15 protein-coding genes and 1 pseudogene are annotated in these 16,385 nt (G+C 64.6%); 7 read left to right on the top strand and 9 right to left on the bottom strand.

Translation table 11 applies throughout. From position 1 onward, the window contains the following. Positions 1-198: 198 nt before the first annotated feature. Entirely contained in the window at positions 199-543 is a 345-nt protein-coding gene (locus IVB41_RS07570) for a hypothetical protein (protein WP_027565287.1), read from the bottom strand. On the opposite strand from IVB41_RS07570, the gene IVB41_RS07565 reads away from it, so the two are divergent. The 3 genes from IVB41_RS07565 to IVB41_RS07555 all read left to right on the top strand — a co-directional run bounded on the left by IVB41_RS07565 (position 542) and on the right by IVB41_RS07555 (position 3,199). After that, the gene (locus tag IVB41_RS07565) at positions 542-1,549 is read left to right on the top strand and encodes an RluA family pseudouridine synthase (RefSeq protein WP_247428574.1); all 1,008 of its coding nucleotides are present in this window, start codon (positions 542-544) and stop codon (positions 1,547-1,549) included. The genes IVB41_RS07570 and IVB41_RS07565 overlap by 2 nt on opposite strands. A 217-nt stretch (positions 1,550-1,766) precedes the next feature. After that, on the top strand, positions 1,767-2,666 hold the full coding sequence (rpoH, locus tag IVB41_RS07560) for an RNA polymerase sigma factor RpoH (RefSeq protein WP_007596598.1): 900 nt from the start codon (positions 1,767-1,769) through the stop codon (positions 2,664-2,666). Between the two features lie 191 nt (positions 2,667-2,857). Continuing rightward, the gene (locus IVB41_RS07555; RefSeq protein ID WP_027565289.1) at positions 2,858-3,199 is read left to right on the top strand and encodes a hypothetical protein; all 342 of its coding nucleotides are present in this window, start codon (positions 2,858-2,860) and stop codon (positions 3,197-3,199) included. A 4-nt stretch (positions 3,200-3,203) separates the two neighbouring features. Here IVB41_RS07555 and IVB41_RS07550 read toward each other — a convergent pair whose 3' ends face one another. From IVB41_RS07550 to IVB41_RS07535, 4 genes are all read right to left on the bottom strand, one after another. After that, complete coding sequence (locus IVB41_RS07550; protein ID WP_247428571.1) at positions 3,204-3,830, bottom strand: peptidoglycan recognition family protein; 627 nt, start codon at positions 3,828-3,830, stop codon at positions 3,204-3,206. A 34-nt stretch (positions 3,831-3,864) separates the two neighbouring features. Further along, complete coding sequence (locus tag IVB41_RS07545; protein WP_247282500.1) at positions 3,865-5,076, bottom strand: GGDEF domain-containing protein; 1,212 nt, start codon at positions 5,074-5,076, stop codon at positions 3,865-3,867. A gap of 582 nt (positions 5,077-5,658) precedes the next feature. Continuing rightward, positions 5,659-6,270: a LysE family translocator gene (locus IVB41_RS07540; protein WP_247428566.1), complete on the bottom strand. Its 612-nt coding sequence runs from the start codon at positions 6,268-6,270 to the stop codon at positions 5,659-5,661. A gap of 56 nt (positions 6,271-6,326) precedes the next feature. Then, positions 6,327-6,701, bottom strand: coding sequence for a response regulator (locus IVB41_RS07535; protein ID WP_247403712.1), 375 nt, complete (start codon positions 6,699-6,701; stop codon positions 6,327-6,329). Between the two features lie 130 nt (positions 6,702-6,831). On the opposite strand from IVB41_RS07535, the pseudogene IVB41_RS07530 reads away from it, so the two are divergent. Further along, positions 6,832-7,666 (top strand): annotated as a pseudogene (locus tag IVB41_RS07530) (SDR family NAD(P)-dependent oxidoreductase). Between the two features lie 129 nt (positions 7,667-7,795). On the opposite strand, the gene IVB41_RS07525 reads toward IVB41_RS07530, so the two are convergent. After that, a complete protein-coding gene (locus tag IVB41_RS07525) occupies positions 7,796-8,602 on the bottom strand; it encodes a lytic murein transglycosylase (RefSeq protein WP_247428563.1) in 807 nt (268 codons plus the stop codon). Positions 8,603-8,777: 175 nt separating this feature from the next. On the opposite strand from IVB41_RS07525, the gene IVB41_RS07520 reads away from it, so the two are divergent. Then, the gene (locus IVB41_RS07520) at positions 8,778-9,716 is read left to right on the top strand and encodes an OmpA family protein (protein WP_247428559.1); all 939 of its coding nucleotides are present in this window, start codon (positions 8,778-8,780) and stop codon (positions 9,714-9,716) included. A gap of 600 nt (positions 9,717-10,316) precedes the next feature. Beyond that, positions 10,317-10,553, top strand: a complete 237-nt coding sequence (locus tag IVB41_RS07515; RefSeq protein WP_007614643.1) for a hypothetical protein — start codon at positions 10,317-10,319, stop codon at positions 10,551-10,553. A 107-nt stretch (positions 10,554-10,660) separates the two neighbouring features. Here the strand turns inward: IVB41_RS07515 and rpoD are convergent, their stop codons facing one another. Both rpoD and dnaG read right to left on the bottom strand, forming a co-directional pair. Further along, positions 10,661-12,811, bottom strand: a complete 2,151-nt coding sequence (rpoD, locus tag IVB41_RS07510; protein WP_027565297.1) for an RNA polymerase sigma factor RpoD — start codon at positions 12,809-12,811, stop codon at positions 10,661-10,663. 377 nt (positions 12,812-13,188) lie between these two features. Further along, on the bottom strand, positions 13,189-15,210 hold the full coding sequence (gene dnaG / locus IVB41_RS07505) for a DNA primase (protein ID WP_027565298.1): 2,022 nt from the start codon (positions 15,208-15,210) through the stop codon (positions 13,189-13,191). A gap of 191 nt (positions 15,211-15,401) precedes the next feature. On the opposite strand from dnaG, the gene IVB41_RS07500 reads away from it, so the two are divergent. Continuing rightward, on the top strand, positions 15,402-15,965 hold the full coding sequence (locus tag IVB41_RS07500) for a chlorite dismutase family protein (RefSeq protein WP_247428555.1): 564 nt from the start codon (positions 15,402-15,404) through the stop codon (positions 15,963-15,965). Here IVB41_RS07500 and IVB41_RS07495 read toward each other — a convergent pair. Continuing rightward, complete coding sequence (locus IVB41_RS07495) at positions 15,962-16,360, bottom strand: gamma-glutamylcyclotransferase (RefSeq protein WP_027565300.1); 399 nt, start codon at positions 16,358-16,360, stop codon at positions 15,962-15,964. The two genes, IVB41_RS07500 and IVB41_RS07495, sit on opposite strands and share 4 nt — an antisense overlap. Between the last annotated feature and the right edge of the window lie 25 nt (positions 16,361-16,385).

The following is a 16,385-nucleotide window of genomic DNA, read 5'->3' as shown; positions in this document are numbered from 1 at the left end:
CCGGCGGCAAGCGGGGATCGAGGGGATTCAAACGCCCAATCGGCGTCGTCCTGGCGAAGTTCAGACCCATCGCCCCGTGTGGCGATGGTTAAGGCGAACCGAGTAACGATCTCGTTCACGCAACCGGGTTTCGGTGGTTATGGGTCCTGGCTTTCGCCAGGACGACGGCTGAGGCGGGTTCCGCGCCCCAGCCCCGCCTTACGGCTCATTGGCGAATTTCAGCTTTCCGGCCGGCCGCAAGGTGTGGGCATCGAAGGTGCGGATCTCGGTGACGCCGCCGACGTCGAGCGTGATCACGAGCCGGTCGCCGGCGACGCCGCTCGAGACAATTTTGGCGCCCTTCGGCAGGGTGGCAATGACGTCGCCTGCCGGCTCGGGCGCCCTTCCCTCCGACTTGAAAAGGCGGTAGCCCACCGCGATCAGGACGGCGCAGATTGCCAGCGCCGTGGTCAACCCCGCGATCAGCATCATCCGCCGCACCCGCGCGAACAGCGCGGCCTGCTCGGGGCTCGGTTCGGGAACAACGGTATCAGACGTCGTCATGGAAAATTCTGGCTCTGCGCAAAGGTTGGAGGTTGTCGTCGAAGGCTCCGAGGGCTCGACCCGGCTCGACCGCGTGCTGGCGACGCACCTTGCCGAACTGTCGCGATCGAGGCTGAAAGCTCTGATTCTGGCGGGCGCGGTGAGCCTCAGGGACGCCGCGATCCGGGACCCCGCTTATCACGTCGCATCCGGCGATACGATCACAATCGACGTGCCGGAAGCGGCCCCGCCGGAGCCGAAAGGCGAGGATATCGCCCTCGACATCGTGTTCGAGGACGACGACATCGTCGTCCTCAACAAGCCGAAGGGGCTGGTGGTGCATCCTGCGGCCGGCCACGAGACCGGCACGCTGGTGAATGCGCTGATCGCCCATTGCGGCTCATCGCTGTCGGGCATCGGTGGCGTCCGCCGGCCCGGCATCGTGCACCGGCTGGACAAGGACACCACGGGGTTGATGGTGGTCGCCAAGAACGACCTCGCGCATGCCTCGCTCACCGCGCAATTCGCCGACCACGGCCGGACCGGGCCGATGCGGCGCGGCTACATGGCTTTCGCCTGGGGGCTGCCGGGCCGCCATCGCGGCACCGTGGACGCGCCGATCGACCGCCACCCGCATGCGCGCGAGAAGATGGCGGTGCGCCAAGGCGGCCGCGAGGCGGTGACGCATTGGGAGCTTCTGGAGAGTTTTGCCGGGCGCGACGGCAAGCCGATCGCGGCGCTGCTCGCCTGCGAGCTCGAGACCGGGCGCACCCACCAGATCCGCGTCCACCTCGCCCATATCGGCCACCCCCTGATGGGCGACGCCGTCTACGGCCCGCATTTCAAGACCAAGGCAAACCAGCTGAGCCCTGAGTCGCAGGCCGTCCTGGCCGCGCTGGGGCGGCAGGCGCTGCACGCTTTCCTGCTGGTATTGCAGCACCCGAGGACTGGAGAATTACTCCACTGGGAGGCGCCTCTGCCGGAGGATTTGCTTCTCCTCCAGGGGGCCCTGAAAGCGGCGCTATGACGCAGGCCGCTTCAGAAATGCTTTACATTACAAAAAGTTATAGCTGCCACACGGGGACGTGACGTCAGCAATCCTTCCCTTTTTGCCTCCCGATGGAGTATATTGCGCTTGCGTTGAAGACCAACGCGGAACATCGCAGCACCGATCGGCTTTAACCAAGCGGTCGTCTGCCTGGCCCGCCGCTATCGGGGGCCTGAACCTGTTTGGAGGGCGCACTATGGCCCGTACAGCTACCCTGCCGGTCCTTAATGGCGAATCCGGCCTTTCCCGTTACCTCGGCGAGATCCGCAAGTTTCCGATGCTGGAACCCCAGCAGGAATACATGCTCGCCAAGCGTTGGCGCGAGCACGATGATCGTGACGCCGCGCACCAACTCGTCACCAGCCATCTCCGTCTCGTGGCCAAGATTGCCATGGGCTATCGCGGCTACGGCTTGCCGATCTCCGAGGTCGTCTCGGAAGGCAATGTCGGCCTGATGCAGGCAGTGAAGCGGTTCGAGCCCGAGAAGGGCTTCCGTCTCGCTACCTACGCGATGTGGTGGATCAAGGCGTCGATTCAAGAGTACATCCTGCGTTCGTGGTCGCTCGTGAAGATGGGCACCACCGCGAACCAGAAGAAGCTGTTCTTCAACCTGCGCAAGGCGAAGAGCAAGATTTCCGCACTGGACGAAGGCGATCTCCGCCCCGACCAGGTGGCCATCATTGCCAAGCGTCTCGGCGTCACGGCTCAGGACGTGGTCGACATGAACCGCCGCCTCGGTGGCGACGCGTCGCTCAACGCTCCGATCCGCGACGACGGCGAGGCCGGCGAATGGCAGGACTGGCTGGTCGACAATTCGCCCAACCAGGAAGCCATGCTGGCCGAGCACGAGGAGTATGATCACCGCCGTGACGCCCTGAACGGCGCCATGGGCGTGCTCAACCCGCGCGAACGCCGCATCTTCGAGGCGCGCCGCCTCGCCGATGAGCCGATGACGCTGGAAGACCTTGCTGCCGAGTTCGGCGTGTCGCGCGAGCGCGTCCGCCAGATCGAGGTCCGCGCCTTCGAGAAGGTGCAGTCCGCGGTCAAGGGCACGATCGCAAAGGCCGAACAGGCCGCGCTGGAAGCCGCGCTCTAAGCGCGAGGTTTTTAGCGCCAGAGATTGGCGGATCGACAAGAGACAAAAAGCCGGCGGCAACGCCGGCTTTTTTGTTTGCGTGTGAGGTGCAGCATGTTCGCGCGGAGGCGGACCAGGCATCTTGAACCCGCGCTGCCGGTCGACCGACCAAAAGCATCGGGCCGACAGCATCAAGAGAACGGACACGCACCGTGTCGATCATCCTGCAATCCACCGTCGGCGGCTTCTCCGCCCAGTTCATGCGCAAGCTGCCGCTGGTCGAGCAGGCGATGCGCGACCACGGGCTCGAGCCGTCGGAGTTCGTGATCTCGAAGGACTACGCCTCGACGGCGACGATCCCGCTCATGGGTCCGTTCTTCTTCAACTACAGCGTCTACTTCGGCGACGAGACATTCACGGTCACCGAGCCGAACGACATGGTGTTCCTGGACTACTTCTTCAAACGCGTGCTGGCGGTGGATGACCCGCCGGAACTGCCGCGGCGGCCGGGCTTGATCCGGCGGCTGTTCGGCTGGATGTCGCAACCGGTGTAGCTCGTCACTCCCCCCAAATCCGCGCCAGCGTCGCGAGCCAGCAGCCTTCGCAATAGCGGGCGTCCTTGTAGTCGATCCAGTTGTGCGCATAGACGCGGTCGAGCGGGATGCCGTAGCGCGCGCGCAGAATTTGGACGAGGATCTTCCATGCCGCGACCTGCGCCGCGGTCGGGCCCGTGGTGACGTCGGGATAGTTGCCGGCGAACTCGACGCCGATCGAATTGTCGCGCACCACCTGGCGATAGGTCGGCTTGTTGTCGATGTACTTGTTGTCGTTGCGGTTGGCGCCGTCGCCATGGGTCGGCACCAGGTTTTCCGCGACCGCCCAATAGACGGTGCCGTCGGTCTCGACCCACAATGTGACGCCGCGACGCGTGGGATTCTTCGCTTGCACCTCGGCACCGCCGCGCGCCGAGCCTGCCGGTCCCTCGGTCTGGTGCACGATGATGTTACGCCACGGTTTTGCGTTGCCGACGTCGCCCCATGGCGCCAGCCACACCATCTTCAGGCCGGGAATGTCGGGCGTGCCGGAGGCGCGCGCGAGCTTAGCGAGCTCGGCGTCGGTCGCAGCGGCAGGTGCGATCAGAATGAGAGCGGCGAGAACGGCCGCGAGCAGGCGAGAGATCATCATGCGGGTCCAGTGCGGACCTGACGTTAGCACGCCCTTACGCGAATTTGCGCAAGGCCTCGCCGGGACCGACCGGGTCAGGCATGAGCGGCGGCGCCGGATCGTGGACGGCAAAGTCGTTCTTGCCGTTCTTCTTGGCGGCATAGAGCGCGTGGTCGGCATGCGCGATCAGGCGGTCCGGAAACTGGCCGACGCCGCGGTCCCACTGCGCCACCCCGATCGAGATCGCGATCGGAATGTCGATGCCGGTGCAGTTGACGGCATCCTGGCGGCAGACCTCGAGCACGCGGCGGGCGATCGCAGCCGCCTCGCGCAAGGTCGACGACGGCAGCACGACGCAGAATTCGTCGCCACCGGTGCGGGCGAGCATGTCGCCGGGCCTCAAGCGCGTCTGCGCCATCAGGGTGAAGTGCTGGAGGCAGGCATCGCCCGCGGCATGGCCGTGGGTGTCGTTGATGGTCTTGAAGCCGTCGAGATCGATCACCAGCAGCGAGAACGGCTCGCTGCTGCGCTCGGAGCGGGCGCATTCTTCGCCCAGCCGCTGCAACAGGTGCCGCCGGTTGGCGACACCGGTGAGATCGTCGAGCAGCGCGAGGTCGGCAACCTCGTTGCGCAGGCGGTCCATCGCCATCAGCAGGAAGCCGAAATTGAGCGTCATCGAAAGGAACAGCAGGCCCAGCACCATGACGGCATGAGACTGCCCGCCGGCGACCGACGAGAAATCGCCGCCGAGCAGATTGCCGATCGCACGCGCCGCGAAGATCGCGATGATGGTGATGATCACGATGCCGGAGAGCCGGGCTCCCGGGCTGGCGCGGCCTTCCGGCGGCGACAGCAGCAAACGCAGCGACAGCGCCAACGGCAGCCCCTGACCGAGCGAGTAGCTGAGCATGCGCAACTGCATGTGATCGTATGCGACCATGAAGAACACGACGCCGCCAAGGCTGAGAATTCCGGTGGCGGCCATGACGCGCCAGGACACCGGTTGCCCGTAGAAGCGCTGAATGCCCATGGCGGCAAGGCAGCTCGCCGCGATGACGCCGGCGGCTCCGAGCAGAAGCGGGACAGGCGAGACGACGAAAAGGCGGATCAAGGCCGCCATCGTGCCGGTCGCGCCGACGAAGCACGATGCCATCCAGAACCGCGCGGCCGCGAATTTCGGATAGGAGCGTGTCACGTAGGCCCAGATCAGGCCGAGCGCCAGGAAGTTGACGACGAACACGGTCCAGAGTGTCGGCACGTTCAGCATGGCGCGCGCCACAAGCGCAGCATCGCGCCCTCTGTCCCTGCCAGCTGTCCGTCCATGACCCCGTCCCCGTTTTCTTGCGGAGACAATGCAGCCGTCGCGCTTAACGGAGTCTCACTGCGATCCGCGAAAGCATGCCTTTGGTTTTGGATTCATGAACGGCCGGCGCATTGTCGGATCGTTAGGCATGCCGGCGACGCCGGATTCGCGAACCAAAATCACCCAAAAACGCATCTGAGCTGTGGATAACGCGATGACACCGATATGACAGCGCGGGGCAGAAGCGCGCGAATCTGCTGAGCTTGTCGTCGAGGATGTTGCGAGGCTGGCCCTCCGCCGAGCATCCCTCGTGTCGCGTTTCACCATTAACCCTGAAGAGGATCCTATGGCTAAGAAAGCGAAGAAGGCGAAGAAGGCGACGAAGAAGAAGGCCAAGAAGGCAGCGAAGAAGAAGTAACGAGGCTTCTTATTCTTTGCCCGGGTGGAGCTCGCTCCGCCCGGGCGTCGGGTGGAAGTTGTGAGTTGGAAGATGGCGGGCGCAAGGCCCGCTTTTTTATTGGCTCCCGCGTTGATTGGCTGGAGAAGCTATCGCTCCGCGAACGCCAGCTTGGCGCCGAGCGCGGCGAAGCCGGCGGCAAAACTCCGGCGCAGCCAAGCCATGACGCGCGGGCGGGAGATGACGCGCTCGCGCACCGAGGCTGCGCAGAGTCCGTAGACCACGAACACCGCAAACGTCATCGCCATGAAGGCGCCGCTCAATTCCAGCATCCGCGCCAGCACATGGCCCTCGTCCGCGGCGATGAACTGCGGCAGGAAGGCGAGGAAGAAGATCGACAGCTTCGGATTGAGGATGTTGATCAGAAAGCCGGTCACGATCACCCGGCCAACCGAACGCTCGCGGATCTCGCCATCGACCGCCAGCGCCCCGGTCTCGCGCAGCGCCTGCCAGGACATGTAGAGCAGATAGGCGACGCCGCACCATTTCAACGCGGCGAAGGCGAGCGCGCTGGTGTGGAGCACGGCGGCGAGCCCCAGCATCGCGGCCGTCATGTGCGGCACGATCCCGAGGGTGCAGCCGAAGGCAGCCGCGAAGCTCGCGCGCGAGCCGCGGGTCAGCGCGGCGGCCAGCGTGTAGAGCACGCCGGTGCCGGGCGAGGCGACGACGATGAGCGAGGTGAGCAGGAAGGACAAGGTCATGGACCGACCTTATCACCGCGCTCCGGACCACGAAAGCCGGCCTGCCGGATCGACCGTCAGGACAGCTGCGCGATCTCGGCCTCGCGGAGCACGTCGAGCGGCGCCCAGGGCTTGGCCCAGAACTTTGCGCCGTTCGGCAGGGGCTGCATCAAGGGGCGGCCGGAGGTGACGACGACGTCGAGCTTGGGGTTGCGGTCCTTGGCGACATGCGCGAGCTCGACGCCGTTCATGCGGCCGGCGAGTTGCACGTCGGTCATCATCAGGCAGAGCGCGCCTGCGCTCTTCTCCAGCACAAGCTCGGCCGCCTCGGCGCTCTCGCACTGAATGACGTCGTAGCCGCTTTCTTCGAGAAGAAGACTGAGCATCTCCCTCTGCATGAGGTCGTCTTCCACGATCAGTGCGGTGGCGCGAAATGGCTGTGCTTGTCCCATCGGCGGCTCCCAATGCTGCCTGTCTTCATCAAGTAACGTAGGTTAAGGTGGGAACCGCCATGCGGTTCGGTTCCAATATGAAAAAATGTAAATCATAGTTCCGCTGGAGAGCGCTCGACGGGGGATCATCATGACTGCAATCGGCGGCGCCGCCGCCATCACCGGAGCGGCAAGCGGCATCGGCCGCGCGCTGGCGACCGAGCTTGCGCGGCGCGGCTGCGATCTCGCGCTCGCCGATCGCGACGAGCCCGGGCTGAAGACGCTCGCGGCCGAGATCGGAGCCGCATGCAAGGTCAGCCTGCATCGCGTCGACGTCGGCGAGCCCGACGACATCGCGCAGTTCGCGCGTGAGGCGACCATCGCGCATCCCGCGCTCGGCATCGTCGTCAACAATGCCGGCGTGGCGCTGATGGGCTCGTTCGAGGAGATCGACCAGGCGCAGATGGACTGGCTGTTCGACATCAATTTCTGGGGCGTCGTGCACGGCACGCGCGCCTTCCTGCCGCATCTGAAGACGCTGGGCGAGGCGCACATCGTCAACCTGTCCTCGATCTTCGGCATCATCGCCCCGCCCGGACAGTCGGCCTATGCTGCGGCGAAATTCGCGGTGCGCGGCTTTTCCGAGAGCGTGCGGCACGAGCTTGCAGTCGCGGGCAGCCCTGTCAGGCTGTCGGTCGTGCATCCCGGCGGCGTCGCCACCGCCATCGCCCGCAATTCGCGCACCGGGGTCGGCGTTACCGACAACGCACGCCGGTCGCAATCGATCGAGCGGTTCGAGAACGCGGCAAAGACCACGCCGAGAGATGCCGCGCTGCGCATCATCAAGGGCATCGAAAGAAACGAGCCGCGCATCCTGATTCGGCAACGACGCCCGCTTCATGGACCTCCTGCGCTTCCGCCCGGCAACGTACTGGGCACCGTTGCAGCGCAAGCTGGAGAGGATGGCGAAGGGGCCGGCGAAGTAGGTCAGGGGCGCGGCACTGTCTCCGCTCGTCATCGCGAGGAGCGCAGCGACGAAGCAATCCAGACTGTCTCCACGGAAAGATTCTGGATTGCTTCGCTGCGCTCGCAATGACGACTGTGGTTAGCTCCCCTCACTGCCCCGCCAGCCGATCGGCAAAATACCCGATCGTCTTGCGATAGATCACCGCCCTGTTCCATTCGCGCATCGCCTCGAAATTGGCAGTGCCTTCGCCGTAGGGCTGGCCCATCTTGAAGCCGCTGGTGTGAAGCAGGTTCGCGGTGGAGGCGAGCACGTCGGGAACGCTGTGGCGGAGATCGACGTGGCCGTCGCCGTCGAAATCGACACCGTATTTGATGTAGGAGGACGGCAGGAACTGGGTCTGGCCGATCTCGCCGGCATAGGCGCCGATGAGGTCGCGCAGCGGCAGGTCACCGCGCTGCACGATCTTCAGCGCCGCAAGCAGCTCGCCCTGGAATAGCTCCGTGCGGCGGCAATCATGCGCCAGCGTCGCCAGCGTGCGGACCACCGGCAGCTTGCCGATGTCACCCTTGCCGAAATCGCTCTCCAGCCCCCAGATCGCGACCAGGATATGGCGGGGCACGCCGAACTGCTGCTCGATGCGCGAGAGCAGCGCGGCATGGCGCTGCAACAGCGCCTTGCCGCCATTGATGCGGCCGGGGCCGACGCGGGTCGAAACATACTGCTCAAAACTCTTGTTGAAGGTGTAGCGCTGGCGCCGGTCGAAGGCGAGCACCGCGCCATCCTGCTGCACACCGCTGAGCGCCGCACTGGTCACGCTCGCCGAGACGCCGGCAGCTTGCGCTTCCGCGGCCATGCTGGCGACAAAGCTATTGAAGTCGCCGCCGCAGCGCGCGGCTTGCGCCGATCCGCCGGCCAGACAGGCGATGAAGGCGATGGCCAAGGCGTATTTCGACATTCGGATGAATCCTACAGGGAATGGGCGGGAGAGCGGCGCACGATCATGCCCGGGAACCGGATTCGCGTCAAAGCGACAAATCCTCGCCAGAACCGATCGCTGCCTGCCTGCGACAAATCAAATGCGCTCGCCCCCTCCCTAACCGATCGAGATGACCATGCCTATGCGGATCTCCATGCTCATGTCCATGTCGCGGCGGATCCTCGCCGTCCTCGCATTGCTCTGCCTCACCCTGACTGCCGCTCCCGCGCAGACACGCGATGTCGCGGGTAGCCGCGACTATCCCGGCATCGGCCGGTTCGCCGGTAGCGTCATCACCGGCTATGTGATGAAGGATTTTGACGCGGCGCGGATGCAGGCGGCTCCCTTCAAGGACGGCCAGCCCGTCGATGCGCGGCGGCTCGAGGGCCGCGTCTTTCGCATCGCCTATCGCACCAATCCCGGCCCCTCGATCCTGGAAGTGTCGCGCAATTTCGAGACGCAGCTTGCTAAAGCCGGCTTCGGGACCCTGCTCGCCTGCGACACCGATGCCTGCGGCGCCATTCCCTTTACCGAAGCCGTCGACACGCTGCCGGTCCCGCAGATGTGGGTCGATGGTTTCAACTATCGTTACTACGCCGGCCGCAAGACCGAGGGCGGGCGCGAGACCTTTGCCAGCGTCCTGGTCAGCCAGAACAATCAGGACATCACGGCGCAGGTCACCGTCGCCGAGCTCGGCGCCATCGCGAACAAGATGGTGGATGCCGCCGCAATGGCGAAAGGGCTTGGCGAGACCGGCCACATCGCGCTCTACGGCATCTATTTCGACACCGACAAGGCCGTGCTCAAACCGGAAAGCCGCCCGACGCTGGAGCAGATCGCAAAGCTGCTGACGAACCAGCCGCAGCTCAACGTCTTCATCGTCGGCCACACCGACAGCCAAGGCGCCTATGAGTACAATCTCGACCTGTCGAAGCGCCGCGCCGAAGCCGTCGCAGCCGAGCTGGTGAAGAACTTTCGCATCGCGCCGACGCGATTGCGCACAGCCGGCGTTGGATTGCTCGCGCCGGTCGGCCCGAATGCAACGGACACCGGCCGCGCGCTCAATCGGCGCGTGGAGCTGGTGGCGCCGTGAGATTGGTGCATGCTGCGCGCGCAGCATGATGGGAACAATGTGAAGGCGAAAACGGATTAACATATGTTAGTCAGCGCAACTTCTGCACGCGGAAATACGTGCAGGCAAACGCGTTTTCTAACAAGGCGCGCGCCGGTCTCATTGCGAGAGCAGGAAATATGAACAAAGTGATTTGGCCATCCAAGCAATTGCTTTGGCGCTGATCGAAACGCGATGTCGCGACCGCTGCATATCTGATGCGTTCGCTACGACATCGCAGCGCCAACGATTTGCCTTGCCACGGCATGGCGCCGGTTATAAACTTCTATTCTAGGTTGTCGCCCCGCCAGCCCCGGGCGACACTGAAGACCAAAATAAACGGCGGGCTTCGCTGCCCGCCGTTTATTGAGGCAGGGTGAGACAAGGCTGAAGGTAAGGGTCTCCTCGACGGAGCGCATCGGGTTTTACGAAGCGTTGAATCCATCCGGCATCCAGGCGCGCCGCAAACCGGTTCGTCGGTCGAGCGCGCAGCCGGTTCTACCTCTGCAGGGTCCGCGGCCAGCCCCCGGAAACCTGCCAAAGTCATTTGACTATGGCCCCCTGATCGACGAAAAGCCGGCCATGGCCAAAAAACCCGGAACCAATCCCAAGGGCGAATTCGCCTTTTTCAACGTCTTCTATGAAGACGGCTCCCAACGCTCCAACCGGCGCGTGCCCGCCGAATTGCTCGGCGGCCTCGATGGCGACGAGCCGGCCCGCGCCTACATCATGGAGCAGGACCGCGAGATCGCCGAAAAATCCGGCCGACCGGCGCTGGAGATCAAGAACCTCGAGCGGGTCGGCGCGAAGAAGAAGTAGGCTCCGCTCGCAAGTCGTGCGAAGCGTCGGCAGAACCAAAAACGGCGGGCCTCGGCCCGCCGTTTTCGTTTGGATGAATGCCCGGATCGAATCCGGGCATGCCTGAATCAATTATCCAGGAAGCTCCGCAGCTTCCGCGACCGCGACGGATGCTTCAGCTTGCGCAGTGCCTTCGCCTCGATCTGACGAATACGTTCGCGCGTCACCGAGAACTGCTGGCCGACTTCTTCCAGCGTGTGGTCGGTGTTCATGCCGATGCCGAAGCGCATGCGCAGCACGCGCTCTTCGCGCGGGGTGAGCGAGGCCAGCACGCGCGTGGTGGTCTCGCGCAGGTTGGACTGGATCGCTGCGTCGATCGGCAGGATCGCGTTCTTGTCCTCGATGAAATCGCCGAGGTGTGAATCCTCTTCGTCACCGACGGGCGTCTCCAGCGACAACGGCTCCTTGGCGATCTTGAGGACTTTTCGCACTTTCTCCAGCGGCATGCCGAGCTTTTCGGCCAATTCCTCAGGAGTGGGCTCGCGTCCGATCTCGTTGAGCATCTGGCGCGAGGTGCGCACGATCTTGTTGATCGTCTCGATCATGTGCACGGGGATGCGGATGGTGCGCGCCTGGTCCGCGATCGAGCGGGTGATCGCCTGCCGGATCCACCACGTGGCGTAGGTCGAGAACTTGTAGCCGCGGCGATACTCGAACTTGTCGACCGCCTTCATCAGGCCGATGTTGCCTTCCTGGATCAGGTCGAGGAACTGCAGGCCGCGGTTGGTGTATTTCTTGGCGATCGAGATCACGAGACGGAGGTTGGCTTCCACCATCTCCTTCTTGGCCTGACGGGCCTCGCGTTCGCCCTTCTGCACCGAGTGCACGATCTTGCGGAACTCGATGATCTCCAGGCCGGTCAGCGCCGCGAGCTGATGCACCTCGTGGCGGAGGTCCTTGATGCGGTCCTTCTCGTGATGGACGAAGTTCTTCCAGCCCTTGGCCGACAGCTTCGAGACACGGTTAAGCCAGCGCGGATCGAGCTCCGAGCCGGTGTAGTTGCGCAGGAAGTCCTCGCGCGCGACGCCGTGGCTGTCGGCAAGGCGCATCAGGCGGCCCTCATGCGAGACGAGGCGCTTGTTGATGTCGTAGAGCTGCTCGACCAGTGAATCGATACGCGCCTGGTTCAGGCGCAGCGACTTCACCTCGACGATGATCTCGTCCTTGAGCTTGCGGTATTTACGCTCCTGGTGCGGCGAGAGCGAAGGGCCGTGCGAGGTGCTCTCGAGCTGGTTCTGGATGTCCTGCTCTTGCAGCTTGCGCAGCTTCTTGTAGCTGTCGGCGATCTTGTCGAAGATCTCGACGACCTTCGGCTTGAGCTCGGCCTCGATCGCCGCAAGCGACATCTGGTTCTCGAACTCGTCGTCCTCGTCCATGTCGGCTTCGGCGGCGGACTCCGCCGGATCCTTCGCGGCGTCGCCGGCATTGCCGGGCGCAGGCGCGGCGCGGAACGGGGTCGGCGCCGGCGGTGCGGCGGGCGGGGCGACATGCGCGGGCGCGGCACCGGTGGCCTGGCTGCCTTCGGCCGTCGCTTCACCGGTCTCGCCGTTCGGACCGGCGATCATCGCATTGTTCATGCCGGCCTTGGCATCGGGCCCGGCATAGGTGGCTTCGAGATCGATGATGTCACGAAGGAAGATCTTTCCTTCGTTGAGCTCGTCGCGCCAGATGATGATAGCCTGGAAGGTCAGCGGGCTTTCGCACAGCCCTGCGATCATCGCCTCGCGGCCGGCCTCGATGCGCTTGGCAATCGCGATTTCGCCTTCGCGCGACAGCAGCTCGACGGTGCCCATCTCGCGCAGATACATGCGCACGGGATCGTCGGTGCGCTCGCCCGGCTCGCTCTTCTTGACCTCGGTGACGGCCTTCTGGGTGACTTCGACGAGTTCGTTGTCGGTCTCGTCCTCGCCGCCCTCGTCCTTGTCCTCCTCGCCTTCGCTATCGTCGGCTTCGGTGACGTTGATGCCCATGTCCGAGAGCATGGACATGATGTCCTCGATCTGCTCGGGAGAGGTCTGGTCGGACGGCAAAACTTCGTTGAGCTGATCGAAGGTCACGAAGCCGCGCTTCTTGGCCTGCTTGATCATCTTCTTCACGGCCGCGTCGGACAGATCGAGCAACGGCGAGGGCGCGTCCTGGGAGTCCTTCTCCGGCGCGTCCGCTGCCTTGTCGTCTTTTTCCTTGTCCTTCGCCTGCAGCGTCTTTGCCTTGGTGGCCATCCATTGCTCCTAAACGCGTTTCACACAGACGTTCGCTGCGCCCGCGTGAAATCACTTGAACCTGTTGCTCGATGCTCTCGCTTCGTCAGATCTCGACACGGAAAGGGCGGCGCGGACCTCTTGTCGCCACCCCCGACCTTTCACTCGCCGGATTTGCCTAACGCTTCGTAGAGCCTCTTTGTCGCAGCGGTTGCAGGTGTAGTGCCAACAGCAATTGCGCGGATTCATTCCTGACGCGTCTGTTCTGCCTGCGGCCGCCTGGTGGCCAAAGTGCTACAAGACCGTTAAGCCTCGATTAACCCTGTTTTTGCCGCCAAACCTCGGATTTGGCGAGTCTTTTAGCGGTTCAGGCCTCGGCCGTCCGCATGATTCTTTCATCACACGCTCTTCTGGAACCGGCCTGACAGCTCGCCAAAACCCTCGATCAGGGCCTCGGTGCCGTCGACTTCGCCTATCCGAGCCTTGACGTCGCGCAGCCACGCCATGTTGGCCTCGCTGGGATCATCCCCCAAGGCCAGCTCGGCGTCTTTCAGCTCTCTAAGTAGTGAATGGTACTGCCGATGCAAGGCGACCAGCTGATGCCAGGTGGAGAGAACGTCGTCCCGTGCGGCGCCCTCGCGGGCGCCCCACACCGCCGCCGTCGTGATGCCGCCCTCAACCCTTTGAAGAGCCTGCGAAAATCCACCCTTCTCGAGGTCGCTGCGCATCTTCTCGGCCAGCTCGCCGGGGTCCGGCGAATGGTGATGGTCGTTGGCAAAAGCGGCGATGATGCCGGCCCTGAGCTTATGGACCTCGGGATGGGCGAGCTCCAGGGCCGCGACTTCCTCGAGGTGATCGTGCAGCAGCCAGGGGTGGTTGATCAGGATCTGCAGGATCAGGGCCTCCCGGCGGGAGATGGCGCTGCGCTGGCCGCGCATGATCGGGCTTGCCGCGAGCTGCGCGCTCGCCGCCTGATAGGGCCCCGAGGGCAGCTGGATCGGACCGGGCGGGCCGCGGCGGCCGCCAAATCCCTGGCCGAATCCTTGGCCGCCGAATCGATTCGCGCCTCCCCCACCGCGGGGCTGGAACTGACGGCCGGCCGAGCCGGGGCGGAAATTGCCACGGCCGCCAAAGCCGCCGCGCCCGCCTTCGGGGGCAAAGGCGCGCTGAAGCCGCTCGGCAAGATCCTGCCGATAATAGCGCCGCACCACCTCGTCGCGGATGCCGTTGGAGAGCTCCTTGATGCGCGCCTCCAGCGCGGCGCGGCGCTCGGGCGTGGCGAAATTGCCGCCTTCGAGCTCGCGCGACCAGATCATCTCGGCGAGCGGACGCGCCGCCGCGATCACCTCCTCGATCGCGCCGCGACCGCCGGAGCGCACGAGATCGTCGGGATCCTGCCCTTCCGGCAGCAGCGCAAAACGAAGACTCTTGCCTGGTGCGAGGAACGGCAAGGCGAGGTCCGCGGCACGATAAGCCGCCTTCTGGCCGGCGCGGTCGCCGTCGAAGCAGAGGATCGGCTCGTCCGCCATCTTCCAGAGCAGCGCGAGCTGGTTTTCGGTAAGCGCGGTGCCGAGCGGCGCCACGCTGCCGGCAAAGCCCGCGGTGACCATGGCGATGACGTCGACATAGCCCTCGACCACGATGAGGGCGCTCCCGTCATGGGTGGCTTTGCGCGCCGTCTGGTGGTTGTAGAGATTGTCGCCCTTGTGGAAGAGCGGCGTCTCCGGCGAATTCAGGTACTTGGCCGGAACGTCCTTCTCCAGCGCGCGGCCGCCGAAGGCGATGACGCGGCCGCGCAAATCCGTGATCGGAAACATCACGCGGTCGCGGAACCGGTCATAGGGCACGGGGATGTCGTTGCCGGCCACCAGCATGCCGGTCTCGACCATGTCGTCGACGGAGACGCCGAGCTTACCGAGATGCTCTTTCAGCGCGAAACGATCTGGTGGCGCATAGCCCAGCCGAAACTGCAATTGCGTCGCCGGCGAGATAGCACGGTCGGCGAGATAGCCCCGCGCCTTGGCGCCGACGCGCGAGGCCAGCGTCTCGGCAAAGAACTTGGCCGCGAGATCCATCACGTCGTGCAGCGAGCGGCGCCGCTGCTCCTGACGCGCCGCATCCGGCGTCACCGCCGGCAGCGGCAGGCCCGCCATATTGGCGAGTCGCTCCACGGCCTCCGCGAACGGCAGGCCATCGGTCTCCATCATGAAGCTGATGATGTCGCCGTGCTTGCCCGAGGAGAAGTCGTGGTAAAAGCCCTTCTGGTCGTTGACGTAGAAGGACGGCGTCTTTTCCTGCTGGAACGGCGACAGCCCCTTCCACTCCCGCCCCGCCTTCTTCAGCTTGACGCGCTTGCCCACGACTTCGGAGACCGAAAGCCTGGCACGCAGCTCGTCGAGGAATTGGGGCGTGAAGCGCATGGGCTCTGTGTAACGCGAAACCGTGTGAGTCGGGCGAAGGGATCAGGGATATAGGGACGGCCCGTCCAGAAGTCAGGTTTGTCAGGCTTATACGCGCTGTTCACAGCCCTTCGGTCATCCCGGGGCCCGCGGAGTGTGAGCCCGACTGCCAGAGGCCTTGAACCCGCCTCGGTTCCACGCTTCCATGGGCGATGTTCAGGACCTTCCGAGGCGGCCAGAGTGGGGGTTGGCGCATCACCTCGATTTCGCCTGTGACGGGCGAACCCCTCGCCTTCATGCCGGCGCTGTCGGTCACCGACAGCGAGGCCATCGCATTGCCCCTGGTGCCCTCGCGCAATGCCTGGCGGCTGGTCGGCGCCGCGAGCAACTTGCGCTACACCGAGCGCGCCGAGAAGCAGCAGCTCACGGCCGTGCAGGCCGGCCTCGGCCGGCTGGAAGCGACCAGCGCGGCGCTGATCCCGATCCGCAAGTCGCAGGCCTGGTGGGATCTGACCCAGGAAGAGCGCCGCAGGATATTCGAGGACAAGTCGCACCACATCGCGAGCAGCCTGCGCTTCCTGCCTGCGATCGCGCGCCAGCTCTATCATTGCCGCGACCTCGGCGGGCCTTTCGATTTCCTGACCTGGTTCGAATTCGCGCCCGCGCACGCCTCGCTGTTCGAGGAGCTGGTTGCGATGCTGAGGCGGACGGAGGAGTGGACCTATGTCGAGCGCGAGGTCGACGTCCGCGCGGTGAAGGAAGTGCTGTCGGCCTAGTGATCGAGGAAGCGGCCGGATTCGATGCGCGGCAGATCGGTGACGGGCCAGTTGTAGATGTAGGTCCAGGCCGGTGCCGTCGCGCCGTCCGGGCCTGTCACGTCGACCAGCTGGCGCAGATATTCGGTCGGCGCCGGAAAGCCCTCGCCGCAGGCCTCGTACATGTCGAGCTCGCGCAACAGCTCGTCGGGCACGCCCAGGTGAAAGAGTTCGCCGTGGACGCGGTCGGATGGCACATCGGAGAGCAGCAGCCCCGGATAATGCTTCACCAGAACGAGCCGGCCACGGCAGGTCGCTTCACCCAGAAAATCCGCATGGCCCGCAAGCAACCGCGCCATCGGATGGTCGAAGCCGCGCATCAGCGTGCCGTAGACGAAAAGACGATCGGAGGTCATGGCCTTCTATAACCGTCAATCGGCA

The organism is Bradyrhizobium sp. 44, assembly GCF_023073095.1.
GTDB lineage: Bacteria > Pseudomonadota > Alphaproteobacteria > Rhizobiales > Xanthobacteraceae > Bradyrhizobium.
This window is presented reverse-complemented; position numbering and strand designations above follow the sequence as displayed.